The 21,238-nt window shown below is 46.1% G+C and carries 21 protein-coding genes; 20 read left to right on the top strand and 1 reads right to left on the bottom strand.

All coding sequences use genetic code 11. From position 1 onward, the window contains the following. Window positions 1-80: 80 nt before the first annotated feature. From K7399_RS03835 to spoVM, 14 genes are all read left to right on the top strand, one after another. Window positions 81-1,808, top strand: coding sequence for an Rqc2 family fibronectin-binding protein (locus K7399_RS03835; RefSeq protein WP_028977908.1), 1,728 nt, complete (start codon window positions 81-83; stop codon window positions 1,806-1,808). A gap of 75 nt (window positions 1,809-1,883) precedes the next feature. Continuing rightward, complete coding sequence (locus tag K7399_RS03840) at window positions 1,884-2,771, top strand: YicC/YloC family endoribonuclease (RefSeq protein ID WP_028977909.1); 888 nt, start codon at window positions 1,884-1,886, stop codon at window positions 2,769-2,771. Window positions 2,772-2,805: 34 nt separating this feature from the next. Beyond that, window positions 2,806-3,429: a guanylate kinase gene (gmk, locus tag K7399_RS03845; RefSeq protein WP_028977910.1), complete on the top strand. Its 624-nt coding sequence runs from the start codon at window positions 2,806-2,808 to the stop codon at window positions 3,427-3,429. Next, a complete protein-coding gene (rpoZ, locus tag K7399_RS03850; protein ID WP_028977911.1) occupies window positions 3,429-3,623 on the top strand; it encodes a DNA-directed RNA polymerase subunit omega in 195 nt (64 codons plus the stop codon). Before gmk ends, rpoZ begins: the two co-directional genes overlap by 1 nt. 147 nt (window positions 3,624-3,770) lie before the next feature. Next, a complete protein-coding gene (locus K7399_RS03855) occupies window positions 3,771-4,148 on the top strand; it encodes an iron chaperone (protein ID WP_028977912.1) in 378 nt (125 codons plus the stop codon). Between the two features lie 86 nt (window positions 4,149-4,234). Continuing rightward, window positions 4,235-5,431, top strand: a complete 1,197-nt coding sequence (gene coaBC / locus K7399_RS03860) for a bifunctional phosphopantothenoylcysteine decarboxylase/phosphopantothenate--cysteine ligase CoaBC (RefSeq protein ID WP_028977913.1) — start codon at window positions 4,235-4,237, stop codon at window positions 5,429-5,431. Continuing rightward, complete coding sequence (gene priA, locus K7399_RS03865; protein WP_028977914.1) at window positions 5,428-7,848, top strand: primosomal protein N'; 2,421 nt, start codon at window positions 5,428-5,430, stop codon at window positions 7,846-7,848. The genes coaBC and priA overlap by 4 nt, the downstream gene beginning before the upstream one ends. Before the next feature lie 90 nt (window positions 7,849-7,938). Further along, window positions 7,939-8,883 (top strand): methionyl-tRNA formyltransferase, encoded by a 945-nt coding sequence (gene fmt / locus K7399_RS03870; RefSeq protein WP_223362479.1) that lies wholly within the window; start codon window positions 7,939-7,941, stop codon window positions 8,881-8,883. Continuing rightward, entirely contained in the window at window positions 8,880-10,235 is a 1,356-nt protein-coding gene (gene rsmB, locus K7399_RS03875; protein ID WP_028977916.1) for a 16S rRNA (cytosine(967)-C(5))-methyltransferase RsmB, read from the top strand. Before fmt ends, rsmB begins: the two co-directional genes overlap by 4 nt. A gap of 22 nt (window positions 10,236-10,257) precedes the next feature. Further along, entirely contained in the window at window positions 10,258-11,007 is a 750-nt protein-coding gene (locus tag K7399_RS03880; RefSeq protein ID WP_028977917.1) for a Stp1/IreP family PP2C-type Ser/Thr phosphatase, read from the top strand. Beyond that, window positions 11,004-12,977, top strand: a complete 1,974-nt coding sequence (pknB, locus tag K7399_RS03885; protein WP_028977918.1) for a Stk1 family PASTA domain-containing Ser/Thr kinase — start codon at window positions 11,004-11,006, stop codon at window positions 12,975-12,977. The genes K7399_RS03880 and pknB overlap by 4 nt, the downstream gene beginning before the upstream one ends. Before the next feature lie 32 nt (window positions 12,978-13,009). Continuing rightward, window positions 13,010-13,900: a ribosome small subunit-dependent GTPase A gene (gene rsgA / locus K7399_RS03890; RefSeq protein ID WP_028977919.1), complete on the top strand. Its 891-nt coding sequence runs from the start codon at window positions 13,010-13,012 to the stop codon at window positions 13,898-13,900. Between the two features lie 44 nt (window positions 13,901-13,944). Then, entirely contained in the window at window positions 13,945-14,586 is a 642-nt protein-coding gene (locus K7399_RS03895; protein WP_028977920.1) for a thiamine diphosphokinase, read from the top strand. A gap of 100 nt (window positions 14,587-14,686) precedes the next feature. Next, window positions 14,687-14,767, top strand: coding sequence for a stage V sporulation protein SpoVM (gene spoVM, locus K7399_RS03900; protein WP_010023251.1), 81 nt, complete (start codon window positions 14,687-14,689; stop codon window positions 14,765-14,767). Window positions 14,768-14,896: 129 nt separating this feature from the next. Here the strand turns inward: spoVM and rpmB are convergent, their stop codons facing one another. After that, window positions 14,897-15,085: a 50S ribosomal protein L28 gene (rpmB, locus tag K7399_RS03905; RefSeq protein WP_010023250.1), complete on the bottom strand. Its 189-nt coding sequence runs from the start codon at window positions 15,083-15,085 to the stop codon at window positions 14,897-14,899. A 250-nt stretch (window positions 15,086-15,335) separates the two neighbouring features. Here rpmB and K7399_RS03910 point away from each other — a divergent pair, with 250 nt between their 5' ends. From K7399_RS03910 to fabD, 6 genes are all read left to right on the top strand, one after another. Further along, window positions 15,336-15,734 (top strand): Asp23/Gls24 family envelope stress response protein, encoded by a 399-nt coding sequence (locus K7399_RS03910; RefSeq protein ID WP_028977921.1) that lies wholly within the window; start codon window positions 15,336-15,338, stop codon window positions 15,732-15,734. 15 nt (window positions 15,735-15,749) lie between these two features. Then, window positions 15,750-16,412, top strand: a complete 663-nt coding sequence (gene sdaAB / locus K7399_RS03915; protein ID WP_028977922.1) for an L-serine ammonia-lyase, iron-sulfur-dependent subunit beta — start codon at window positions 15,750-15,752, stop codon at window positions 16,410-16,412. 33 nt (window positions 16,413-16,445) lie between these two features. Beyond that, complete coding sequence (sdaAA, locus tag K7399_RS03920; RefSeq protein ID WP_028977923.1) at window positions 16,446-17,345, top strand: L-serine ammonia-lyase, iron-sulfur-dependent, subunit alpha; 900 nt, start codon at window positions 16,446-16,448, stop codon at window positions 17,343-17,345. Continuing rightward, window positions 17,345-19,393, top strand: a complete 2,049-nt coding sequence (gene recG, locus K7399_RS03925) for an ATP-dependent DNA helicase RecG (protein ID WP_236628103.1) — start codon at window positions 17,345-17,347, stop codon at window positions 19,391-19,393. The genes sdaAA and recG overlap by 1 nt, the downstream gene beginning before the upstream one ends. 258 nt (window positions 19,394-19,651) lie before the next feature. Beyond that, on the top strand, window positions 19,652-20,227 hold the full coding sequence (gene fapR, locus K7399_RS03930) for a transcription factor FapR (RefSeq protein ID WP_028977925.1): 576 nt from the start codon (window positions 19,652-19,654) through the stop codon (window positions 20,225-20,227). 63 nt (window positions 20,228-20,290) lie between these two features. Then, window positions 20,291-21,238 (top strand): ACP S-malonyltransferase, encoded by a 948-nt coding sequence (gene fabD / locus K7399_RS03935; protein ID WP_028977926.1) that lies wholly within the window; start codon window positions 20,291-20,293, stop codon window positions 21,236-21,238.

Consider the following 21,238-nt stretch of genomic DNA (forward strand, 5'->3'; position numbering starts at 1 on the left):
GACAATGGAATTCGATATTTAATCGGAAGTTGAAAAGCGAGGGCTCTGCCCCGCTTTTTTTTGAAAGTGAGGAATACGCCATGGCTTATGACGGTATCGTTACGCATGCTGCGGTTGAAGAACTTCAGGACTTTACAGGCGGACGGATTGCCAAAATCTATCAGCCGACACCCACAGATCTGATCTTTCATCTCCGCTCGCGACACGCGCGCGGCAAGTTGCTCATTTCGATAAATGCAGCATTTGCTCGAATGCATTTGACGGAACAGTCTGCCGACAATCCGCAAGAACCGCCGATGTTCTGCATGCTGCTTCGCAAGCATCTTGAGGGCAGTGTGATCCAGCGGATTGAGCAGCTGGGATTTGAACGGATTGTACACATTGACGCGCGGTCGCGCAATGAGTTCGGTGATTTAACGGAAAAACAACTCATTATCGAATTGATGGGGCGCCACAGCAATGTCATTTTGATTGATAAAGAAAGCAAGCGGATTATTGATTGCATGAAACATTTGACACCGGCAGTCAACCGTTTTCGTACCGTGCTTCCTGGTGAAACCTACGTGTCGCCGCCCGACCAAGCTAAACTAAACCCGCTTGAGATGACGGGCAGCGATTTAACGAGCAGAATTGAATGGAACACAGGAAAAATTGATCGGCAGATTGTCGGTATTGTCAGCGGTTTTTCGCCTCAAATCGCGGCTGAAGTGGTTCGTCGAGCAGGTCTCCCGCACAAGGATGCGATTGCAGCGGCCTTTGAGAAGATCCAGTCGGAAATCCGAGGGCACAAGTATCAGCCAACAATCTTCTTCAATGAACGTGGAAAAGATGACTTTCATGTTCTGCGTCTCAGTTTGAATTCAGATCGAACGGAGACTTTCAAGTCGGTGCATCAAATGCTTAACCGCTATTATATGGTTAAAGCGCAGACGGACGCCGTTCGGCAAAAGGCCGGAGATCTCAGTCATTTTATTACAAACGAATTAAAAAAATATAAAACGAAATTAAAAAAACTAAATAAAACGCTGCGGGATGCTGAGGATGCGGACAAGTACAGGTTGTATGGCGAACTTTTGACCGCAAGCATGCATCAGATCAAACGCGGCGATCAGCGCGCTGAAGTCGTCAATTATTATGATCCGAATCAAGAAAAAGTGACCATTAAACTGAATCCGAACCGTACACCTTCTGAAAATACGCAAGCTTATTTTAAAAAATACAATAAGGCGAAAACGGCGAAACATGTGGTTGCCGAGCAGGTGGTCGAAACCCAACGTGAAATTGCCTATTTTGAAGGGTTGGTGCAGCAGATCGAATCCGCTTCACTAAAAGATATTGAGGAAATTCGTGAGGAATTGGTTGATGGGGGCTATTTGAAAAAGAAACACAGGCAGAAAGAGCGGAAAAGCAAGCATAAACCGGTGCTCGATCACTATTATGCTTCCGACGGAACTTTAATCCTAGTCGGGAAGAATAATAAACAAAATGATTATTTGACGACTAAAGCAGCAGCGCGTGACGAGATCTGGCTGCACACGAAGGACATTCCAGGCTCCCATGTTGTGATCCGGTCTCAGGATCCGAGTGAAGAAACGTTGTTGGAGGCCGCTCATTTAGCTGCATTTTACAGTAAATCACGAATGGGCAGCGGTGTTCCTGTCGATTATACAAAAGTAAGGTATGTGAAAAAGCCAAGTGGTGCAAAGCCAGGATTTGTGATCTATACGGATCAAAAGACGGTTTACATCACTCCGGATGAATCATTTGTGCTAAAAATGCGCAATCAGCCGGCACGCGAAACGAAATAAATGGCTCGTACGGTCGTTTTGGGACTTGCTTCATTTCTATAAAGTTGTATACAATAAACAAGTGGAAGTGATCGGATGATTAAGAGTATGACCGGATTTGGGTTGAGCGAAAAATATGCAGGTTCCGCACAAGTGCATAGCGAGATTAAATCGGTCAATCACCGCTATTTTGAGTGTACGTTCAACGCGCCAAAGCCGCTCCTTTATCTTGAAGATCAAGTACGAAAGATCATACGCTTCTATGTGCATCGCGGCTCGCTTTCATTATTTTTGTCTGTGGCGGGCAGTTCGGCAATCGCTTCCCGAGTTGAAACCAACTGGGACGTCGTCGACCAATATATCCGTGCAGCAAAAAAAATTGAAAAGCGCAGCGGCTTATCCATTTCAGATGCAAATGCGTTTCTTCAGCTGCCGGGCGTCTTTTCACTAAGGGAAGCGGATAATCAGTCGGCAAAGGTTATTGAACCGTTTATTCTAGAAGCCGTTCACGAATCTTGCGAGCGTTTGATCCGTATGCGTGAAAAAGAAGGGGCGGCAATGCGGCTGGATCTGTTGCAGCGTGTGCAGACGATTCATCACGCTGTTGATGCGCTTGAGGCGTTTGTTCCACAAATCCACGCTCAGTATGAGCAGAGACTTCGTTCTTCTGTTGCTGCTTTTCTGGAAAAAAATCAAGCGATTGATGAAGACCGATTAATGAATGAAATGGCTTTATTTATAAACAAAACAGCGATTAACGAGGAAACGACACGATTGAAAAGTCATTTGCAACAATGCTCCGATCTCTTGTCTGAGGATGAGCAGGAACCGGTTGGAAGACGCATTGATTTTTTGATTCAGGAAATGAACCGTGAAGTGAATACGATTGGTTCAAAGGGCAATCATGCTGAAGTGACGCGTTTTGTTGTGACGATTAAAAATGAGATTGAAAGATTACGCGAACAAGTGCAAAATATAGAGTAAATGATTGTTTGATCGACTGCTTGGAGGCAAAGTGATGAGTTTTAAAGAGAAAGGCTTGCTGGTGGTTCTTTCCGGACCATCCGGTGTCGGCAAGGGTACCGTGTGCCGCACATTGCGCGAACGCGGCACACAATTAAACTATTCCATTTCAGCGACGACGCGTAAACCGCGCGAAGGCGAAATTGACGGTGTTCACTATTTTTTCAAGACGCGTGAGCAGTTTCAAAAGATGATTGAACAGGAAAAGTTACTTGAGTGGGCCGAATATGTTGGCAACTGCTATGGTACACCGGTGGACTACGTGCACAAAATGATTGAATCGGGTCAGGATGTTATTCTTGAAATCGAAGTTCAAGGAGCACTTCAGGTAAAAAAGAAATTTCCGGAGGCACTGTTTATTTTTCTCGCTCCGCCGAACTTGGACGAACTAAAAAGTCGAATCATCGGCCGCGGAACCGAAACAGCCGAATTAATTGAAAGCCGGATGAATGTCGCCAAGTCGGAAATGGAACTGATGCAGAATTATAATTATGTTGTGGAAAACGATCAAGTACAGAAAGCCTGCGACCGTATTGAAGCGATTGTACTCGCCGAGCATTGCAGGGTGGACCGTCTGATTGAGAAATATATGAACAAAGAAGGAGTTGACGGGAAATGATGATTTATCCGTCCATCGACAACTTGCTTGAAAAGATTGATTCAACGTATACGCTTGTGACGCTTTCTGCAAAACGCGCGCGCCAGTTGCAAGAGGGAAGCGGTCATTTAATGGTGGAACATCCGCGTTCGGTTAAGGAAGTTGGCCAGGCATTGGAAGAAATCAATGCGGGTTTGCTGACTTGCAAACGCTAATGTTGTGTTCTGCACACTTAAGGCAACAACCGGTTTAAGGTTGTTGCCTTTTATATATAACAAACCTTGGAGAACGATTCTCTCTGCGTTACTGGCAGAAAAACTGTGCAATTCGTGTATATCATTTATGACTTAGGAGAGTACAACATGGACACTTTTGCAGACTATTTGGCACATATCGATCATCCGCAACATCAGGCACGATTAAAAGAGATTCTAGATTGGGTCACGCAGCAATTCCCACAGTTAAAGCACAAAATTGCATGGAATCAGCCGATGTATACTGATCATGGTACATTTATTGTTGGCTTTAGCACAGCCAAGCGTCATTTAGCCGTTGCTCCAGAGCGGATCGCGATTGATCGTTTCTCTGATGAAATTGTGCAAGCCGGTTATACGCACAGCAAGGAATTGGTGCGCATCCCATGGGATCATCCAGTTGATTTCTCATTGCTCCAGAAAATCATTGCATTCAATATTTCAGATAAGGCGGACTGTGCAACGTTTTGGCGAAAATCTTTATAACGAAGAGCATTTCGAGATCTTGTAAGAATCAACCATTCAATGGATCTTTTAGCATAGAAAGCACATAAAATAACGGAAGTGATCAAATGACTTTGGAAGGAAAAAAGATTTTACTTGGCATTTGCGGCGGCATTGCCGCTTATAAATCAGCTGATTTAGCAAGTCGGCTAAAAAAAGCCGGCGCAGATGTTTCCGTTGTAATGACTGAATCGGCGAAGCAATTTATTGGACCTGTCACGTTCCAAGGCCTAACGAGGCATCGGGTCTATGATCACGTTTTTTTAGATGAAAAAGAAGGACAGATTGCTCATATTGATTTAGCGGATGAAGCAGATTTAATGATCATTGCACCGGCGACAGCTCAAACCATTGCGCGATTGGCGCAAGGATTCGCTGATGATATGCTTACCGCTGTTGCGTTAGCTACAAGGGCTCCGATATGGGTTGCACCGGCGATGAATGTTAATATGTATGAACACCCTGCTGTTCAGCACAATCTTCAGTTGCTTGAGAGCTATGGCTATCATGTGATCGGTCCCGATGAGGGGCATCTTGCTTGCGGCTGGGTAGGGGCAGGAAGAATGACGGAACCTGCCGATATCGTGCATGAAATCGAAAGCCAATTTTCAATTCAAAAGCTATCCGGAAAGAAACTATTGGTGACCGCTGGACCAACGAAGGAAGCACTCGACCCGATCCGCTTTCTCAGCAATCAATCCAGTGGGAAAATGGGTTACGCAATTGCTGAGGCGGCACGCCAAGCCGGTGCCGAGGTGACGCTTATCAGCGGCGCATCGCTCGCCGACCCAAAAGGGATGACGGTTGTTCATGTGACTTCAGCACAGGAGATGCATGACGCGGTAATGCAGCGGTTTGCAACGTGTGACGCTGTCATTAAGGCGGCTGCAGTGGCTGATTATCGCCCTGAGCATGTGGCATCTCGGAAAATTAAAAAGTCGGACGGACCGATGACCCTAACGATGGTACGCAATCCCGATATTTTGAAGGCACTTGGTGAGCACAAGACAGATCAGCTCTTGGTCGGATTTGCAGCGGAAACGGATCATTTAGAGGACTATGCCAAGAAAAAGCTTAAATCAAAGCACTTGGACATGCTGGTGGCAAACCATGCTTCTGATGGGTTTGGCTCAGAAACGAATAAAGTAACCCTTTACTTTGCTGACGGAAGAAAACAGGCGTTGGAAAGGATGCAAAAACAGCAGGTTGCTCGGCACATCTGTAATGCGCTCTCAGGTCTGTTCGAAATGAGTGGGTCAAAGTGATTGCTGAGGTCTATATTGATATTCCTGCAAAGCCGGTAAATCGCCCGTTTGACTATCGTATTCCAGACGACTTGGCTGAACTTGTCAGACCAGGCGTGCGGGTAACCGTTCCGTTTGGAAGGACGCGAAGGCTTGGCTTTGTAACTGCCTTAAAGGAGAAATCCGAGTTTAAACAATTAAAAGGGCTTGATTCGGTTGAAGATCATGTTCCGGTGCTTACGCCGGAACTGATTGAGTTAGGCGGATGGTTGGCAAACCAGACCCTGTGTTCGACGGTGACCGCTTTTCAGGCAATGCTTCCGGCTGCGATGAAAGCCGACTATAAAAAATTAATTGTGATCGATCAGATTGAACGGCTGCTTGAGGAGGACCCTGAACTTGCCGCATTTCTTCAGTCGGTCAAACAGCCGATTTGGTCTGAAATCATAAAGGCTCATCCTGAATGGGCGAAACGGATGCAGCGGGCAATCAAGCATGGGCTGATCTCCGTTCAACAGCTCGTTAAGAATCAAGCAAAAGCAAAAAAAGCAGCTGCTGTTACGGTGGAGGTCCCTCGTTCATTGTTGGAAGACGAACTGAATCAATTAGGCAAGCGCTCCTACCGTCAGAAAGAAGTGCTTGAATTTTTACTGAAGCAGCCCGATCTTCAGCACTTTCATGAAACCATCCAGAAATTAGTCAAGCATGGCTTGAGTCGAGAAGCAATCATGAAATTGGCGGAAAAAGGGCTGTTAAAGCATGGCTACATCGAACAATTTCGTGATCCCTATAATCGTCCGGTCGACCGAACAAAGCCACTTTCTTTAACGGAAGAACAAGCGCATGCGCTTGAGCCGATCTTAACGACGATGCAAAATGAAGAACACAAGGTCTTTTTGTGTCACGGGGTTACGGGAAGCGGTAAAACGGAAATCTACTTGCAATCGATACAGCGCGTCATCGAGCAGGAAAAACAAGCAATCGTCCTTGTTCCTGAAATTTCGTTGACACCGCAAATGGTGAGCCGATTTAAAGGGCGCTTCGGTGATCATGTAGCTGTGATGCACAGTGGATTGAGTCGAGGCGAGAAGTATGATGAGTGGCGCAAGATTCGTGAAGAAAAAGTTCAGGTGGTTGTCGGCGCGCGATCCGCGGTATTTGCTCCCTTTAAAAAACTAGGGCTGATCATTATTGATGAGGAACACGAATCCAGTTATAAACAGGAGGACATGCCGCGCTATCATGCACGGGACGTGGCAATCCATCGCGCTAAAAAACACCATTGCCCTGTCGTGCTTGGCAGTGCGACGCCTGCATTAGAGTCATTCGCTCGCGCACAAAAGAATGTCTATACATTATTAAGTTTAAAAGAGCGGGTGAATCATCGTCCGCTTCCATCGGTGCATATCATCGATTTGCGTGAAGAGCTTCGCGAAGGGAATCGCTCTGTCTTTTCAAAAGAACTGCTTGAAAAAATAAAAGATCGGTTAGCTAAACAAGAGCAGAGTGTGTTGTTTTTAAATCGACGCGGCTACTCTACATTTATGATGTGCCGTTCCTGCGGTGCGGTTGTCAAATGTCCGCATTGCGACATCTCGCTCACGTACCATCGTGCCCAGCAACTGCTTAAATGCCATTATTGCGGCTATGAACAAGCGGTTCCTGCGGCTTGTCCAAATTGTAGCAGTGATGCCATGCGCTTTTTCGGTACGGGTACTCAAAAGGTGGAGGCAGAACTCAATCGGCTGATTCCGGAAGCGCGTGTGATTCGAATGGATGTTGACACAACGAGAAAAAAAGGCAGTCACGAAAAGCTGCTGCGTCGTTTCGGCAAAGAAGAGGCCGATATTCTGCTTGGCACCCAGATGATTGCAAAGGGACTGGATTTTCCCAAAGTGACGCTGGTCGGCGTGCTGGCGGCTGATTCATTACTGCATCTTCCTGATTTTCGCGCCTCTGAGAAAACGTTCCAACTTTTAACACAGGTATCCGGTCGAGCAGGCAGGCATGCGTTACCAGGCGAAGTGGTCATTCAGAGCTATGCGCCCGATCATTATGCAGTGACAGATGCAGCCCATCATGACTACGGAGCCTTTTATCAGCAAGAAATGCTGTTGCGAAAGCGAGCCGGATATCCGCCGTTTTACTATTTAGTTCTGATCAGCCTGTCTCATCCGGAACCGGCGAAGGCTGCTGAATCTGCAGAACGTATTGCATCGATATTGAGGCGAAAATTGTCCCATACTTCGCAAATTTATGGACCGGTCGTCCCTTCTGTGGCTAAGATAAAGGATAGATATCGCTATCAGTGCATGGTAAAATACAAAAGAGAACCTGAACTTATGCCTGTGCTGCATCAAATTATGCAGCATTTTCAGGATTCAGGCAAAGCACAATTGCAGCTGACGGTTGACCTTAATCCCGTCACCTTAATGTAAGTATAGATGCAAGCAGTGGCGCAGATGGTTACGATCGTGTGCAGTAACGAAATGATCATAATGTGATTGAATAATAAAGAGGATGATTTAATGAGAATCGTTTTTATGGGAACACCGAATTTTGCAGTTCCTGTTCTTCAGCGTTTGATTGAGGACCCGAATAATGAAGTCGTATGCGTGGTCACGCAGCCGGACCGCCCAAAAGGAAGGAAACATCAATTAACCCCGCCGCCGGTTAAGCTTCTTGCTCAAAACTATTCCATTCCGGTCTTACAGCCGGAACGTGTGCGTAATCCAGAGGCGGTTCAGAGCATTTTAGCTTATCATGCGGACCTTTTCATCACGGCCGCCTATGGACAGATTTTGCCTGAATCTTTATTGAAAGAACCAAGGCTTGGCTGCATAAATGTTCATGCTTCCCTTCTTCCGGCTTATCGTGGTGCAGCGCCAATTCAACAATCAATTATTGATGGTCAAAAAGAGACCGGCGTTACCATTATGTACATGGTTAAAAAATTGGATGCCGGTGATCTTTTGACTCAAGTCCATGTACCAATCGAATCAGCCGACACTTTCGGCAGCCTGCATGACAAATTGAGCGCTGCTGGTGCTGATCTTCTCATGGAGACGCTTCCAAAACTTGCAGCAGGAGAACTGACACCGCAACCTCAAGATGAGACGCGTGTAACCTATGCACCAAGTATTCAGCGTGAGGACGAACAAATTAAATGGATGCGCAGCGCCGAGCAGATTCGCAATCAAATTCGCGGTCTGAATCCGTTTCCCGGCGCATTTACAAGCTTGTATGGAAAAAACTTTAAAATTTTCGCAGCTGAGATGACGGACGGAACAACTGACGAATGCCCCGGTACCGTTGTTGCATGCCATGCTGATGCATTTTTCGTAGCCGCTGGTGACAAACGTACTGTGAAAATAACGGAGTGTCAGCCATCGGGAAAGAAAAGAATGCGCGCGGCAGACTTCTTGCGCGGGAAACCGTTGTCTGTAGGCACTGTGCTTGGGGGACCATCATGAGTCATCAAACGGCTAGGGAGATGGCATTGGACCTGCTCCTGTCGATTACAACAAAGCATGCGTATAGTCAGATTGCATTGAATGAAGCGCTAAATGCGGGGCAGCTGCGGGAGAATGACAAACGGCTTGTTACCACACTGGTTTATGGCGTCCTGCAGCAGAAATCTGTGTTGCGCTTTTACTTATCGTCATTTGTTAATCGCAAACGGAAATTAGATGCATGGGTAGAAGTGCTGCTCTTACTGTCCATTTACCAAAAAGTATTTTTAGACCGTATTCCGGATCATGCCATCGTTAACGAATCGGTAACAATTGCAAAAAAACGTGGACATCGCGGGATCTCCGGATTTGTCAACGGGATATTGCGCAGACTCATGCGGGAAGGGGTGCCTCGCTTATCTTCAATTACCCCGGAACAAAAACGGCTCTCCATTCAATACAGTCATCCCGAATGGCTGCTTAAACTTTGGCGGGAGCAGTGGGGTCTGGATACAGCAGTTAAAACGGCTCAAGCAGATAATCAACCGCCAAATCTGTGTCTGCGCGTCAATCGTTTGAAGCTTTCGCGTCAAGAATTAATGGAACATCTCGCTCAAGAGGGGATCCAGACGATTCCCGGAACGTTGTCTCCGGACTGTGTCGTTGTTACAAGCGGGAATGCCGTTGCAACCGCAGCGTTTCAAAAAGGATGGTTCACGGTTCAAGATGAGAGTTCGATGCTGGTCGCCGATTGTGTGGGGGCAGAAGGCGGTATGCTTATTTTGGATGCTTGTGCCGGGCCGGGAGGGAAAACAACGCATCTCGGCGAGCGGATGAACAATAAAGGCAAAATCCTTGCCCTTGACCTGCATCCGCATAAAACAAAGCTGATCGATCAGGCGGCCAAGCGATTGGGCCTTGAGAACATTGAGACACGTGCGATGGATGCGCGAGCGGCTCGAGATACCTTTGGTGAAGCTGCATTTGATCGCGTTCTGCTTGACGTGCCCTGTTCCGGGTTAGGTGTCATTCGGCGAAAGCCGGAAATTAAATGGAGCAAAACGGCTGAGGAAATCAGCGGACTCCTCCCCATTCAACAAACAATTTTAGAGGAAGCTGCGCCTTTGGTTAAACCGGGTGGTCGATTAATTTATAGTACCTGTACGATTCAGAAAGAAGAGAATGAACAGCAAATCCTTGCGTTTCTTAAGCGGCATCCAGAGTACAGAACAGACTCTACTTTATTCGAACGCTTGCCAAGTGTTTTAAGTGATGATCGAGCATCGCGTAAGCCGGGAATGATTCAGATTTTCCCATATCAATTTGATACAGACGGCTTTTTTATCTGCTGTCTTGAACGTAAGGATAACTGATTTGCGTAAAGAGGTGATTCAGGTGAGAACAGCTTACTGCACGCATCCCGGCAAGATTAGATCGCATAATGAGGATAGTGTAGGCGTTTATAAGGGCGAGAACTGCTTATTAGCGGTTGTTGCAGATGGAATGGGCGGTCACGCTGCCGGAGAGGTTGCCAGCAAGATGGCTGTTGACTTGTCGGCTCAGCGATTTATGGAACATGAGGGCACCTTTACACGTGAGGAAGCTGAAATTTGGCTGAATCATCTGGTTCGCGGCATTAATTTACGATTGTATGAACATGCAGAATCACATGACACGTGCAAAGGGATGGGCACAACCTTTGCGGCGGCCTTGTGTACGAATGAATTTATTGCTGTTTCGTCTGTTGGCGACAGCAGGATATACATATGGAAGCATTCTCAACCGCTGAAGCAGATTACTGAAGACCATACCTTTGTCAATGAATTGCTTAAAACAGGTCAAATTACTGAGGATGAAGCAGCAGGCCATCCAAAACGGAATATATTAATGCGGTCGCTAGGGACCGAACCAACCATTGCACTAGATACGGCGATTGTAGAGTGGTCAAGTTGGTCGCATGTGCTGCTCTGTTCGGATGGTTTGTCAAATAAATTAACGGATGAACGATTAACAGAAATCATGAGTAAGTCAATGAATTTGGAGGAGAAAACGGAGATGATGGTCAGGGAAGCAAACCACGCCGGCGGCGAGGATAATATTTCAGTGATTCTCATCTCCAATGACAGAGATGGTGAAAAACAATGATTGGTAAACGAGTAGGTGGACGCTATCAAATCATCTCCCGTCTGGGCGAAGGCGGGATGGCCGTAGTATACAAAGCAAAAGATTTAATTTTGGACCGCCTTGTCGCAGTTAAAACCCTTCGCCCAGAGCTGGCCGGTGATGAAGAATTCGTGCGCCGATTCCATCGAGAAGCAGAGTCGGTTGCGAGTTTATCGCACCCCAATATTGTTGCGATCTACGATATTGGAGAGGAAGATTGTTACTATATTGTCATGGAATACATCGAGGGAATGACGCTTAAAGAGTTCATTAAAAATTATTCGCCGATTTCTATTGATGATTCCATTTATATAATGAAACAAATTCTGCTTGCCATTGGTCATGCGCATGAGCACGGAATCGTTCATCGCGATATTAAACCGCAGAATATCTTAATCAATGAGTCAGAATCAGTAAAAGTGACTGACTTCGGCATTGCGCTTGCAGTAAGCGGAGCGACAATTACCTACACGCATTCAATTATGGGATCAGCACATTATTTGTCGCCTGAACAAGCGAAGGGTGGCACAGCGACAATTAAATCCGATATTTATGCGTTAGGAATCGTCATGTTTGAACTTTTGACCGGAAAACTTCCATTTCCAGGGGCGTCACCGGTTTCCGTCGCTTTAAAACACCTAAATTCGCCGATGCCTTATCCAAGCGACTTTCGTTCAGATATACCGCAATCCATTGAAAACGTAATGATTCGTGCGTTGGCTAAAAACCCGGATGATCGGTATGAGCAGGTCACAGAGATGCTTGACGACTTGACAACGGCACTAAATCCGGACCGTGCTAACGAGCAACGGCTAGTTATCGCTGACCCATTACCAGATAAGGAGCGCACGGAAGAAGACTTAGAAAAAACAATTAAGATGACTCCGATTAATAACAGTACGGGCGCGCTTCGAGAACAGAAAATGAAGCCTTCATCCAAAAAGACGCAGGATGAAGGAAAAAAGAAATCAGGAGCGAAGAAATGGCTGACCATTTCGGGAATACTGATTTTATTGATCACAGCTGGACTAATTATTGGGATTACAGTCCTTCCGAAACTATTCTATGTATCCAATGTTCAGGTCCCTGATGTTACCGGACAAACTTATGGAACAGCCAAGCAAACGCTAATGAATCGGAAGCTAAAGGTGATTCGTACGGACCGTGTCAGTGAAACCATTGCATCGGGCAAGGTGATCAGTCAAAGTCCTGGGAAAGGTGTTGAGGTAAAGGAGAACACGGAAATATCGCTGACGGTAAGTAAAGGAGCTTCTAAAGTCGCGATGGATAACTATGTCGGCTACAGCAAGGAAACGGTTGAAGAAGCGCTGAAAGATGCCGGCTATAAGGATGTTGTCTGGCATGAAGAGGAGTCGACAAGCATTCCTGTTGATCAGATTATCCGTCAAAATCCTGTTAAGGGAACAAAAGTGATTCCGTCAAAAACAATTTTAGAGCTCACGTATAGCACCGGAGCACCGCAAGCAACCGTGCCGAATTTGCGGGGCAAGACCAAAGCAGAAGCCTCTGAACTCTTAGAAAACCGGGGATTAGTCGCCGACTTTTCCGAGGGGGACTATTCCGATGATGTTGCAGAAGGCCGTGTGCTTGAACAGGATCCGGATGCCGGAAGTAAGGTGAACCAGGGAGCGGAGATCAATGTTTCACTTTCTAAAGGAAGCGAATTGAAGCCTAAAGAGATCGATCAGCCAATCAAAGTGGTTTACCCAAACAGTAGCGACCAATCAGAAAACCCGTCACCGATCCGGGTACAGATCTACTATACCGATGCCAACCATACTGAATTTCCATTCATTGATGAAGAAATTACGGAAACGAAAACCTATACAATTCCGTTCACCATCAATCCGAATGAAAAAGGAAGTTACCGTGTATTAATTGATGAAAAAGAGCAAAAAACAGGAACAGTTGACTATCCGCGATCACGTTAATGGGGCGTAAGCGAAAAGTTAGGAGATTACCGATGCCTGAAGGAATAATCTATAAAGCCTTAAGCGGTTTTTATTACATTAAGAATGGAGATCAGGATATTCAATGCCGAGCACGCGGCATTTTCAGAAAACGAAGGGTTAGTCCGCTTGTTGGCGATCGCGTTACGTATGAGGCAGAGAAGCCGACCGATGGCTACATTTTATCGATCCAGACACGAAAAAATGCATTGAAACGACCGCCAATTGCTAATATTGATCAAGCCATTCTTGTCTTTTCAGTAATGGAACCGTCTTTTGACTGTCAGCTGCTCGACCGATTTCTCGTTACTATGGAAGCACATGCAATTCATTCGCTGATCTGTTTTACAAAAAAGGATCTGTTATCCGCGAATGATTTATCCAAGTTCAAGGCGCAGATAAATCGATATGAACGTATCGGGTATCCTGTTTTTTTTATCTCAAGTGTCACTAATGAAGGAATTTCCGAGGTGAAGAAACAAATGGCTCAGCGAATCAGTGTGGTCACCGGACAATCCGGTGTCGGGAAATCAACGCTGCTCAATCATCTTAATTCCTCCTTAAACATTGAAACCCAATCGATTTCACAAGCTTTGGGCAGGGGAAAGCATACGACACGTCATACTGAATTAATTCCAATTGCAGAAAACGGCTACATTGCCGATACACCGGGATTCAGTTCCCTTGAAATTCCAGAGATTGCATCCGTTGATTTGGAAAACTACTTTCCAGAATTTTCCGCTTACCGGGACGGCTGCCGTTTTAGAGGCTGCACCCATTTGGCGGAACCGAATTGCCGCGTGAAAGAAGCTGTTTCTGCGGGAGAAATCGATCAAACACGCTATGCGCATTACGGTGTATTTTTTCAGGAACTTAAAGAGCGTGAGCGAAAGAAATATCAATAATTCTTCGTTTTTTTTGAATTTGCGATAAGGAGATGCAGACACGTATGAAACTAGCAATTGTTGCTGGCGGACCGGATGTGTTAGTACCCGATTTACGTGCACCGGAATATTCGGATTATGATTGGATTGGTGCGGACCATGGGACGATCGTCTTATTAAGGCAGAAAATCAAACCGATGATTGCATTCGGTGATTTTGATTCACTCAGTGACGAGGAGCGGGAGGAAGTCAATGGACAACACGTGCTGCTTGTCTCCTATGCTCCGGAAAAAGACAAGACGGATCTCGAGCTGGCGCTTGATTGGGCATTAAACCGAAAGCCTGAGCACTGTTTAATCTTCGGTGCGACGGGCGGACGAATGGATCATACACTGGCAAGCGTGCAATTATTGATGAAGGCGGTCAGTCAATCGGTTGATGTGGCGATTGTCGATAAGAACAACAGAATCACATTATTGACTCCGGGCACATACCCTATAAGGAGCAATTCATCATATCGTTATCTTTCATTTCTTGCGCTGACTGAAAAAGTTGTGGGGCTGACATTGTCCGGTTTAAAGTATCCGCTTCAAGATGCTGTACTTCCTTTGGGATCAAGCCGATGCATCAGCAATGAGACCGAAGAAGATTCGTTTACCGTTTCCTTTTCGAAAGGCTGTCTGCTGATGATGCAATGTCGCGATTAGAAGAGCTGCCGGAGCCGGGCATACTTTTTCTCATCCACTCATATAGTTTAGAAGCACGTGATTATGGATGTCGGCGCATGAGACAAGGAGGAGCAGTGCAATGAAATTTTATACGATTAAGCTGCCAAGATTCTTAGCGAGTATTGTGAGAGCCCTCCTCGGTTCTTTTAAGAAGGGATAATCGGCTCGCAGAGCAAAAAAAGACATCTCAAACGAGGTGTCTTTTTTTGCTAAAGCAACTAGTCAAAAGAGCCGAATGCTATAAAAGATTCGGCTCTTTTGACGATCATCAATGCATTATTGTTACAGATTAAGCACGTTCAACTTTGCCTGATTTAAGCGCTTTTGTCGAAACATAAACTCGTTTTGGTTTTCCGTCAACCAAGATACGTACTTTTTGCAAGTTCGCTTTAAATGTTCTCTTCGATTTATTTTCAGCAAATGAACGGTTTTGACCAAACTTCGTTGTTTTGCCGGTTACAAAGCATCGACGTCCCATTAATATGACCTCCTTGACCATAGCAATTCAATAAAGCAATAACTCTATACTAACACGATCGCAGATGTCACGCAACTGAATCTGTCCGCTTGTTTTCGATGACAAGCGGGGGACTTGGGACCTTTGCTTTAAAATTTGTCTGGGCTAGTGTAAAATAACGTTAAGTAAAATCGGTTTGTGGATGAAACGCACCAATCACGGTGGACCGACGCATTTGTTTTAGTGCAAAATGAATTTGGAGGCAGCATATATGAGTGTTTCAATAACAAATAACTACGGCCAGATCGACATTTCGCTTGATGTCATTTCAAAAATTGTCGGCGGCGCAGCAATGGATTGCTATGGTATTGTTGGTATGGCATCAAAGAACCAATTGAAAGATGGTTTTACAGAACTGTTAAAAAAAGATAATTTAAGCCGCGGGATTGTTGTCCGTTTTGACGAGGAACAGAACTTATTAATTGATATGTTCATTATTGTTAGTTACGGAACGCGAATTTCAGAGGTGGCGGGCAATGTTCAGACGAAAGTAAAGGAAAGTTTGAACGAGATGCTCGGCCTCAATGCCGCCTCCATCAACATCTTCGTTCAAGGGGTTCGACTGGTTGAGAAGCAAGAACAGTCAGAGAATCAGACTTTGCAAGCATGAGGAGCGTCAAATAAGATGAACTATCGAAGTGTTTTTGATATTATCGGACCTGTAATGGTGGGACCATCAAGCTCCCATACTGCGGGCGCTGCAAAAATAGGGCGAGTTGCTAGAAAGCTGCTTGGCACGGTACCCATTAAAGCAGCGGTGACCCTTTATGGATCTTTTGCTGAAACTTATCAAGGACATGGAACGGATGTGGCGATTGCGGCCGGTCTGCTCGACTTTGATGAGCGTAACCCAAACCTTCCTGATTCATTAAGCATTGCTGAGAAACAGGGCATGCAGATTACATTTACAGCAGATAAGCAAACCCCTGTTGACCATCCGAATACAGTGCGCATCTCATTGACTGATGGCAGTGAAATGATGGAGATCGTCGGGGTATCAATTGGCGGCGGAAAAATAGAAATAAATGAAGTGAACGGTTTTTCCGTTTCCCTGTCCGGGAGCAATCCGGCGCTGCTTGTCCTGCATCATGACCGTTACGGTGCTGTAGCTGAAGTTGCTGGAATGATCGCAACCTATGAAATGAATATCTCTTATATGCAGGTGTCACGGAAACAAAAAGGAAGTTTAGCACTCATGGTGATTCAAACGGATGAAGAAATCGGGGATGATTTAGTTACCGGGGTTTCGCATCTTCCCAATATATTGAATGTTGCTGTTTTAACTTGATCATGAGTTGTATCGGGAGGGGGAGATGTTTCAATGTTTCAAACGGTCGAAGAACTAGTAAAAGAGGCAAACAGTCAAAATTTGCCTTTATCTGAAGTGATGATTCAAACGGAGATTGAAACAACCGGTAAAAATCGTGCGGAAATTATCGAAAAAATGTCCAGTCAGTTAACCGTTATGGAAAAAGCAGTTCAGAGAGGGCTGCATGAAGAAATCAAGTCACGCTCCGGTTTATCCGGAGGTGATGCACGACTCTTGAAACACTATATCGAGCACAATGAGTCGTTATCCGGATCGGTTGTACTGGATGCCGTGAGCAAAGCGATGGCGACCAATGAAGTCAATGCAGCCATGGGAACAATTTGTGCAACACCTACGGCGGGTTCGGCCGGCGTTGTACCGGGCGTTCTGTTTGGTCTGCAGCCTAAACTAAATCCGACGAGAGATCAAATGATCGCTTTTTTATTTACGGCGGGGGCGTTTGGTTTTGTTGTCGCAAATAATGCGTCCATTTCCGGTGCGGCCGGCGGTTGTCAGGCAGAAGTCGGATCGGCAACAGGCATGGCTGCTGCAGCGGCGGTCGAAATGGCTGGCGGAACTGCGGAACAATCCGCCCATGCAATGGCAATTGCATTAGGCAATCTGCTTGGACTGATTTGCGATCCGGTTGCTGGATTGGTCGAAGCACCTTGTGTGAAACGTAATGCAATCGGTGCGTCTAGTGCCCTTGTTGCCGCTGACCTGGCACTTGCTGGAATTAAAAGCGTGATTCCTTGTGATGAAGTGATTGATGCGATGTACCGGGTGGGTCGAATGATGCCTACCGCTTTGAGAGAGACGGCGCTAGGAGGACTTGCCGACACCAAGACCGGCCGTGCTCTGAAAGAACGAATTTTCGGGATCAATGCCAAGCGGTCTGTGCCAAAAGAATAATGAAAGCGATGCGTTCTAAATGTCCAATTACAGAGCTTCGCGGTGTCGGGGCGCGGCTGGCGGAAGAACTGGAACAACTCGGAATCAGAACCGTTGACGATCTTTTTAATTATTATCCCTATCGCTATGACAATTATGAAATCAAAGATCTTGCTGAAGTTCAAGATCAGGAGCAAACCACGGTCTTAGGAAAAGTGCAGAGCAACCCGCTGCTCAATTATTACGGGAAGAAAAAGTCTCGATTGAGCGTTCGTGTCTTGACCGGGCGCTATTTGATATCGGTAATCGTGTTCAATCGGCCTTATCTGAAACGAATGTTATCGATCGGCGATCAGGTAACAATTACTGGTAAATGGGAGCGCAATCGTGCAACACTGACTGCAACTGATTTTCACAAAGGTGAACCTGATCAAAACGCCCAATGGGCTCCGGTTTATCCGGTAAAAGCAGGGGTTTCTGTTAAACGCATCCGTACATTAGTGAGACAGGCATTTAAACAATTTCCAGACCTCATAGAGGAAAATCTCCCGGCTTCACTGCGCGCAGCCTATAAATTAGCAGGAAAAGCGCAGGCGGTCCATACAATCCACTTTCCCGAGGATCAGCAGCATTTACATCAGGCGCGAAGACGACTTGTCTATGAGGAATTTCTCAGCTATCAATTGAAATTGAAAGCCTACAAACGGATAAAGCGAGCTTCAGAAACAGGAATTACATTTTCTATCGATTCAAAACGGTTGCAGGCATTCATAACGTCTCTGCCTTTTCCCTTAACGCAAGCGCAAGATAAGGTGCTGTCTGAAATACTGCACGATATGGCCCATGCTGCGCCGATGAATCGTTTGCTTCAAGGTGACGTTGGATCAGGGAAAACGGTTGTTGCTGCCATAGCGCTCTACGCGGCGGTATGTGCCGGATATCAGGGCGCTTTAATGGCGCCAACTGAAATACTTGCGGAGCAGCACACGGAAACACTGCGTGAACTGTTCCGTCCCTTTTCCATTTCTGTTGGTCTTCTGACTGGGAGCGTTCGCGGGAAAAAGAGACGGGAACTGCTTGAACAGACGCGCTCGGGAACGGTTCAAGTTCTGATTGGCACCCATGCCTTGATCCAGCCGGAGGTTCAGTTTCATCAGTTGGGACTTGTAATCACTGATGAGCAGCATCGATTCGGCGTGGGCCAGCGAGGGGCTTTGCGGCTTAAAGGCAAAGAGCCGGATATTCTCTATATGACTGCAACCCCAATTCCTCGTACGCTTGCCTTGTCGGTATTTGGCGACATGGATGTTTCGACCATCGATCAATTGCCTGGCGGGAGAAAAGCAATTAAAACGTACTGGGTCCAAGACAATGCGATGGACCGAGTGATTCGTTTTATGAAACACGAGCTCGATCAAGGCAGACAAGCCTATGTGATTTGCCCATTAATCGAGGAGTCAGAGCAGCTCGATGTACAGAATGCACTCGATGTACATGGGTATCTGACTCAGGCACTGCCTGATTATTCGGTTGCCTTAATGCATGGAAAACTGACTCCTGAAGAAAAGGATCAAGTGATGGAAGCGTTTAAAGAGCATCGAGCGCAAGTTCTTGTATCAACAACTGTTGTTGAGGTCGGTGTCAACGTTCCAAATGCGTCACTTATGATCATTTATGATGCAGACCGTTTTGGCCTATCGCAGCTGCACCAGCTGCGCGGGCGCGTGGGACGGGGGAGCGCACAGTCTTATTGTGTTCTGCTTGCAGATGCTAAATCTGAGACGAGTAGAGAAAAGATGCGCATGATGACCGAGACAACGGATGGATTTAAGCTTTCCGGCTATGACTTGAAGCTGCGCGGTCCAGGAGATTTTTTTGGAACAAAGCAAAGCGGCGTGCCATCCTTTAAACTTGCGGATCTCGTACATGACTATCGAACGTTGAGTGCGGCACGAGATGATGCGGCCCGGTTGGTTCATTCTGAAGCTTTTTGGAAGTCGGACACCTTTCGTTTGCTGCGCGAGCCACTCATAAAAATGGGCCTCGGGGAATCCAGTCATTTAGATTAAGCCTATCCGTAGATTTTTTACGTTCCAGTTAAATCTCTGCTTGCGAAAGTAAAGTGGAAAAGCTTTTTAGAATCACGACGGATCAATAAAATGCCCGGTAAAAATGAAACCAATAGAGGAAGCGTATCGTATAGTTGATAGATTTTCTTGTTTACTGGAAATCTGTCACCGGTACGCTTGTTATGATATACTAACTATTATTACCTAGTCTTAACTCCAAATTGCTGGCAGTTAGGACGAGACGGCGGTGGCCAGTTGATGAGAAAAAGCAAGAAAGACAGACAGGAAACGTTAAAAAAAACGATTGATGAGAATCCGTTTATTACTGATGATGAACTGGCAAAGAAGTTTTCGGTGAGTGTACAGACGATTCGCCTTGATCGAATGGAACTATCCATCCCTGAACTCAGGGAGCGAATTAAACACGTCGCCAAACGGCAATTCGATGATGTTAAAGCCCTTCATAAAGAAGAAGTGATTGGAGATATCCTTGATCTACAGTTGGATGCAAGTGCCATTTCGATTCTTGAGATTACCCCTGATTTTGTTTTTTCAAGAACGGGGATCGCGCGTGGACATCATTTGTTTGCACAGGCCAATTCGCTTGCTGTAGCAGTGATTAATGACGCATTGGCTCTGACATCGAAAGCTGAAATTCAATTTATGCGGCCAGTAAAATCCGGTGAGCGCGTGGTCGCGAAAGCCAAGGTCATGCGTAAGGAACGGGTGCGAACAATCGTTGAAGTCAATAGCTATTCTGGTCGAGATCATGTTTTTAAAGGTGTATTTACGATGTTTCGTGCGCACGGAGGAAAAGAGCGGGCGGAAGAGTGAGCGTTCAGCTGCTCTTTCGCTTGTTTTGCCACGATGAATCATTCTAGTGGAGGTTGATGTGTTGTGAGTAAGATTGCATTTGTTTTTCCGGGGCAAGGATCACAGTCAGTGGGCATGGGTGCAGATTTGTTGGATGTTTATCCAGAAGCTAAAGCAATGTTTGAAGCGGCCGACAAACGTTTATCCTTTCCGTTAACCGAGCTGATCATGAACGGTCCCGATGATCAATTAAAGAAAACCGAGAATACACAACCGGCACTACTGACTGTAAGTGCAGTGCTATATACATTGCTGAAAAAGCAAGGCATTAAAGCGGATTACTTAGCCGGTCACAGCCTTGGAGAATACAGTGCGTTGTTTGCCGGCGGAGTTCTTGGATTTGAGGATGCCGTGCAGGCGGTAAGAGAACGCGGACGCTTAATGGAGGCCGCTGTGCCTGCAGGTCAAGGAACAATGGCAGCCGTTTTAGGACTTGATGCAAATCAATTATCCACCCTTTGTGCCGATGTATCAAAAGCAGGAGAATCTGTACAAACGGCGAATATTAACTGTCCGGGACAAATTGTCATTTCGGGAACGGTTTCAGGCGTTGAGCAAGCGTCCAAACGTGCAGTCGAAGCCGGTGCTCGTCGCGTGATTCCCCTTTCAGTGAGCGGTCCCTTTCACTCCGCTTTAATGAAACCGGCAGCCGAAAACATGCGAGCCGTTCTGGATCACCTTCCGGTTCAGAATGCGAAAATTGCTGTTATTGCAAACAGCACGGCTAAAGAAGAATCGGAAGCGGATGAAATTCGTCATCATTTAATTGAACAGATTTATTCGCCGGTACGCTGGACAGAAAGCGTTGAGCGGCTGATTGAATTGGGCGTTGATACATTTGTTGAAGTTGGTCCCGGGAAAGTACTTTCCGGTTTAATTCGTAAGATTAATCGTAAAGCAACGACCATCCAAGTTCATGACGTTCAAAGTTTGCAAAATGCAGTTGAAAAACTGAAGGAGCGTGTATCCTAA

This window comes from Sporolactobacillus terrae (assembly GCF_019930545.1).
GTDB lineage: Bacteria > Bacillota > Bacilli > Bacillales > Sporolactobacillaceae > Sporolactobacillus > Sporolactobacillus terrae.

Bases quoted from the DNA above. Each gene is read 5' to 3' on its own strand.
- rpoZ (WP_028977911.1), top strand. From the start codon at position 3,429: ATGATTTATCCGTCCATCGACAACTTGCTTGAAAAGATTGATTCAACG.
- K7399_RS03855 (WP_028977912.1), top strand. From the start codon at position 3,771: ATGGACACTTTTGCAGACTATTTGGCACATATCGATCATCCGCAACAT.
- K7399_RS03910 (WP_028977921.1), top strand. From the start codon at position 15,336: ATGAGTGTTTCAATAACAAATAACTACGGCCAGATCGACATTTCGCTT.
- K7399_RS03895 (WP_028977920.1), top strand. From the start codon at position 13,945: ATGAAACTAGCAATTGTTGCTGGCGGACCGGATGTGTTAGTACCCGAT.
- fapR (WP_028977925.1), top strand. From the start codon at position 19,652: ATGAGAAAAAGCAAGAAAGACAGACAGGAAACGTTAAAAAAAACGATT.
- rsgA (WP_028977919.1), top strand. From the start codon at position 13,010: ATGCCTGAAGGAATAATCTATAAAGCCTTAAGCGGTTTTTATTACATT.
- sdaAA (WP_028977923.1), top strand. From the start codon at position 16,446: ATGTTTCAAACGGTCGAAGAACTAGTAAAAGAGGCAAACAGTCAAAAT.
- recG (WP_236628103.1), top strand. From the start codon at position 17,345: ATGAAAGCGATGCGTTCTAAATGTCCAATTACAGAGCTTCGCGGTGTC.
- rpmB (WP_010023250.1), bottom strand. From the start codon at position 15,085: ATGGGACGTCGATGCTTTGTAACCGGCAAAACAACGAAGTTTGGTCAA.
- coaBC (WP_028977913.1), top strand. From the start codon at position 4,235: ATGACTTTGGAAGGAAAAAAGATTTTACTTGGCATTTGCGGCGGCATT.
- gmk (WP_028977910.1), top strand. From the start codon at position 2,806: ATGAGTTTTAAAGAGAAAGGCTTGCTGGTGGTTCTTTCCGGACCATCC.
- K7399_RS03835 (WP_028977908.1), top strand. From the start codon at position 81: ATGGCTTATGACGGTATCGTTACGCATGCTGCGGTTGAAGAACTTCAG.
- pknB (WP_028977918.1), top strand. From the start codon at position 11,004: ATGATTGGTAAACGAGTAGGTGGACGCTATCAAATCATCTCCCGTCTG.
- fmt (WP_223362479.1), top strand. From the start codon at position 7,939: ATGAGAATCGTTTTTATGGGAACACCGAATTTTGCAGTTCCTGTTCTT.
- spoVM (WP_010023251.1), top strand. From the start codon at position 14,687: ATGAAATTTTATACGATTAAGCTGCCAAGATTCTTAGCGAGTATTGTG.
- sdaAB (WP_028977922.1), top strand. From the start codon at position 15,750: ATGAACTATCGAAGTGTTTTTGATATTATCGGACCTGTAATGGTGGGA.
- K7399_RS03840 (WP_028977909.1), top strand. From the start codon at position 1,884: ATGATTAAGAGTATGACCGGATTTGGGTTGAGCGAAAAATATGCAGGT.
- rsmB (WP_028977916.1), top strand. From the start codon at position 8,880: ATGAGTCATCAAACGGCTAGGGAGATGGCATTGGACCTGCTCCTGTCG.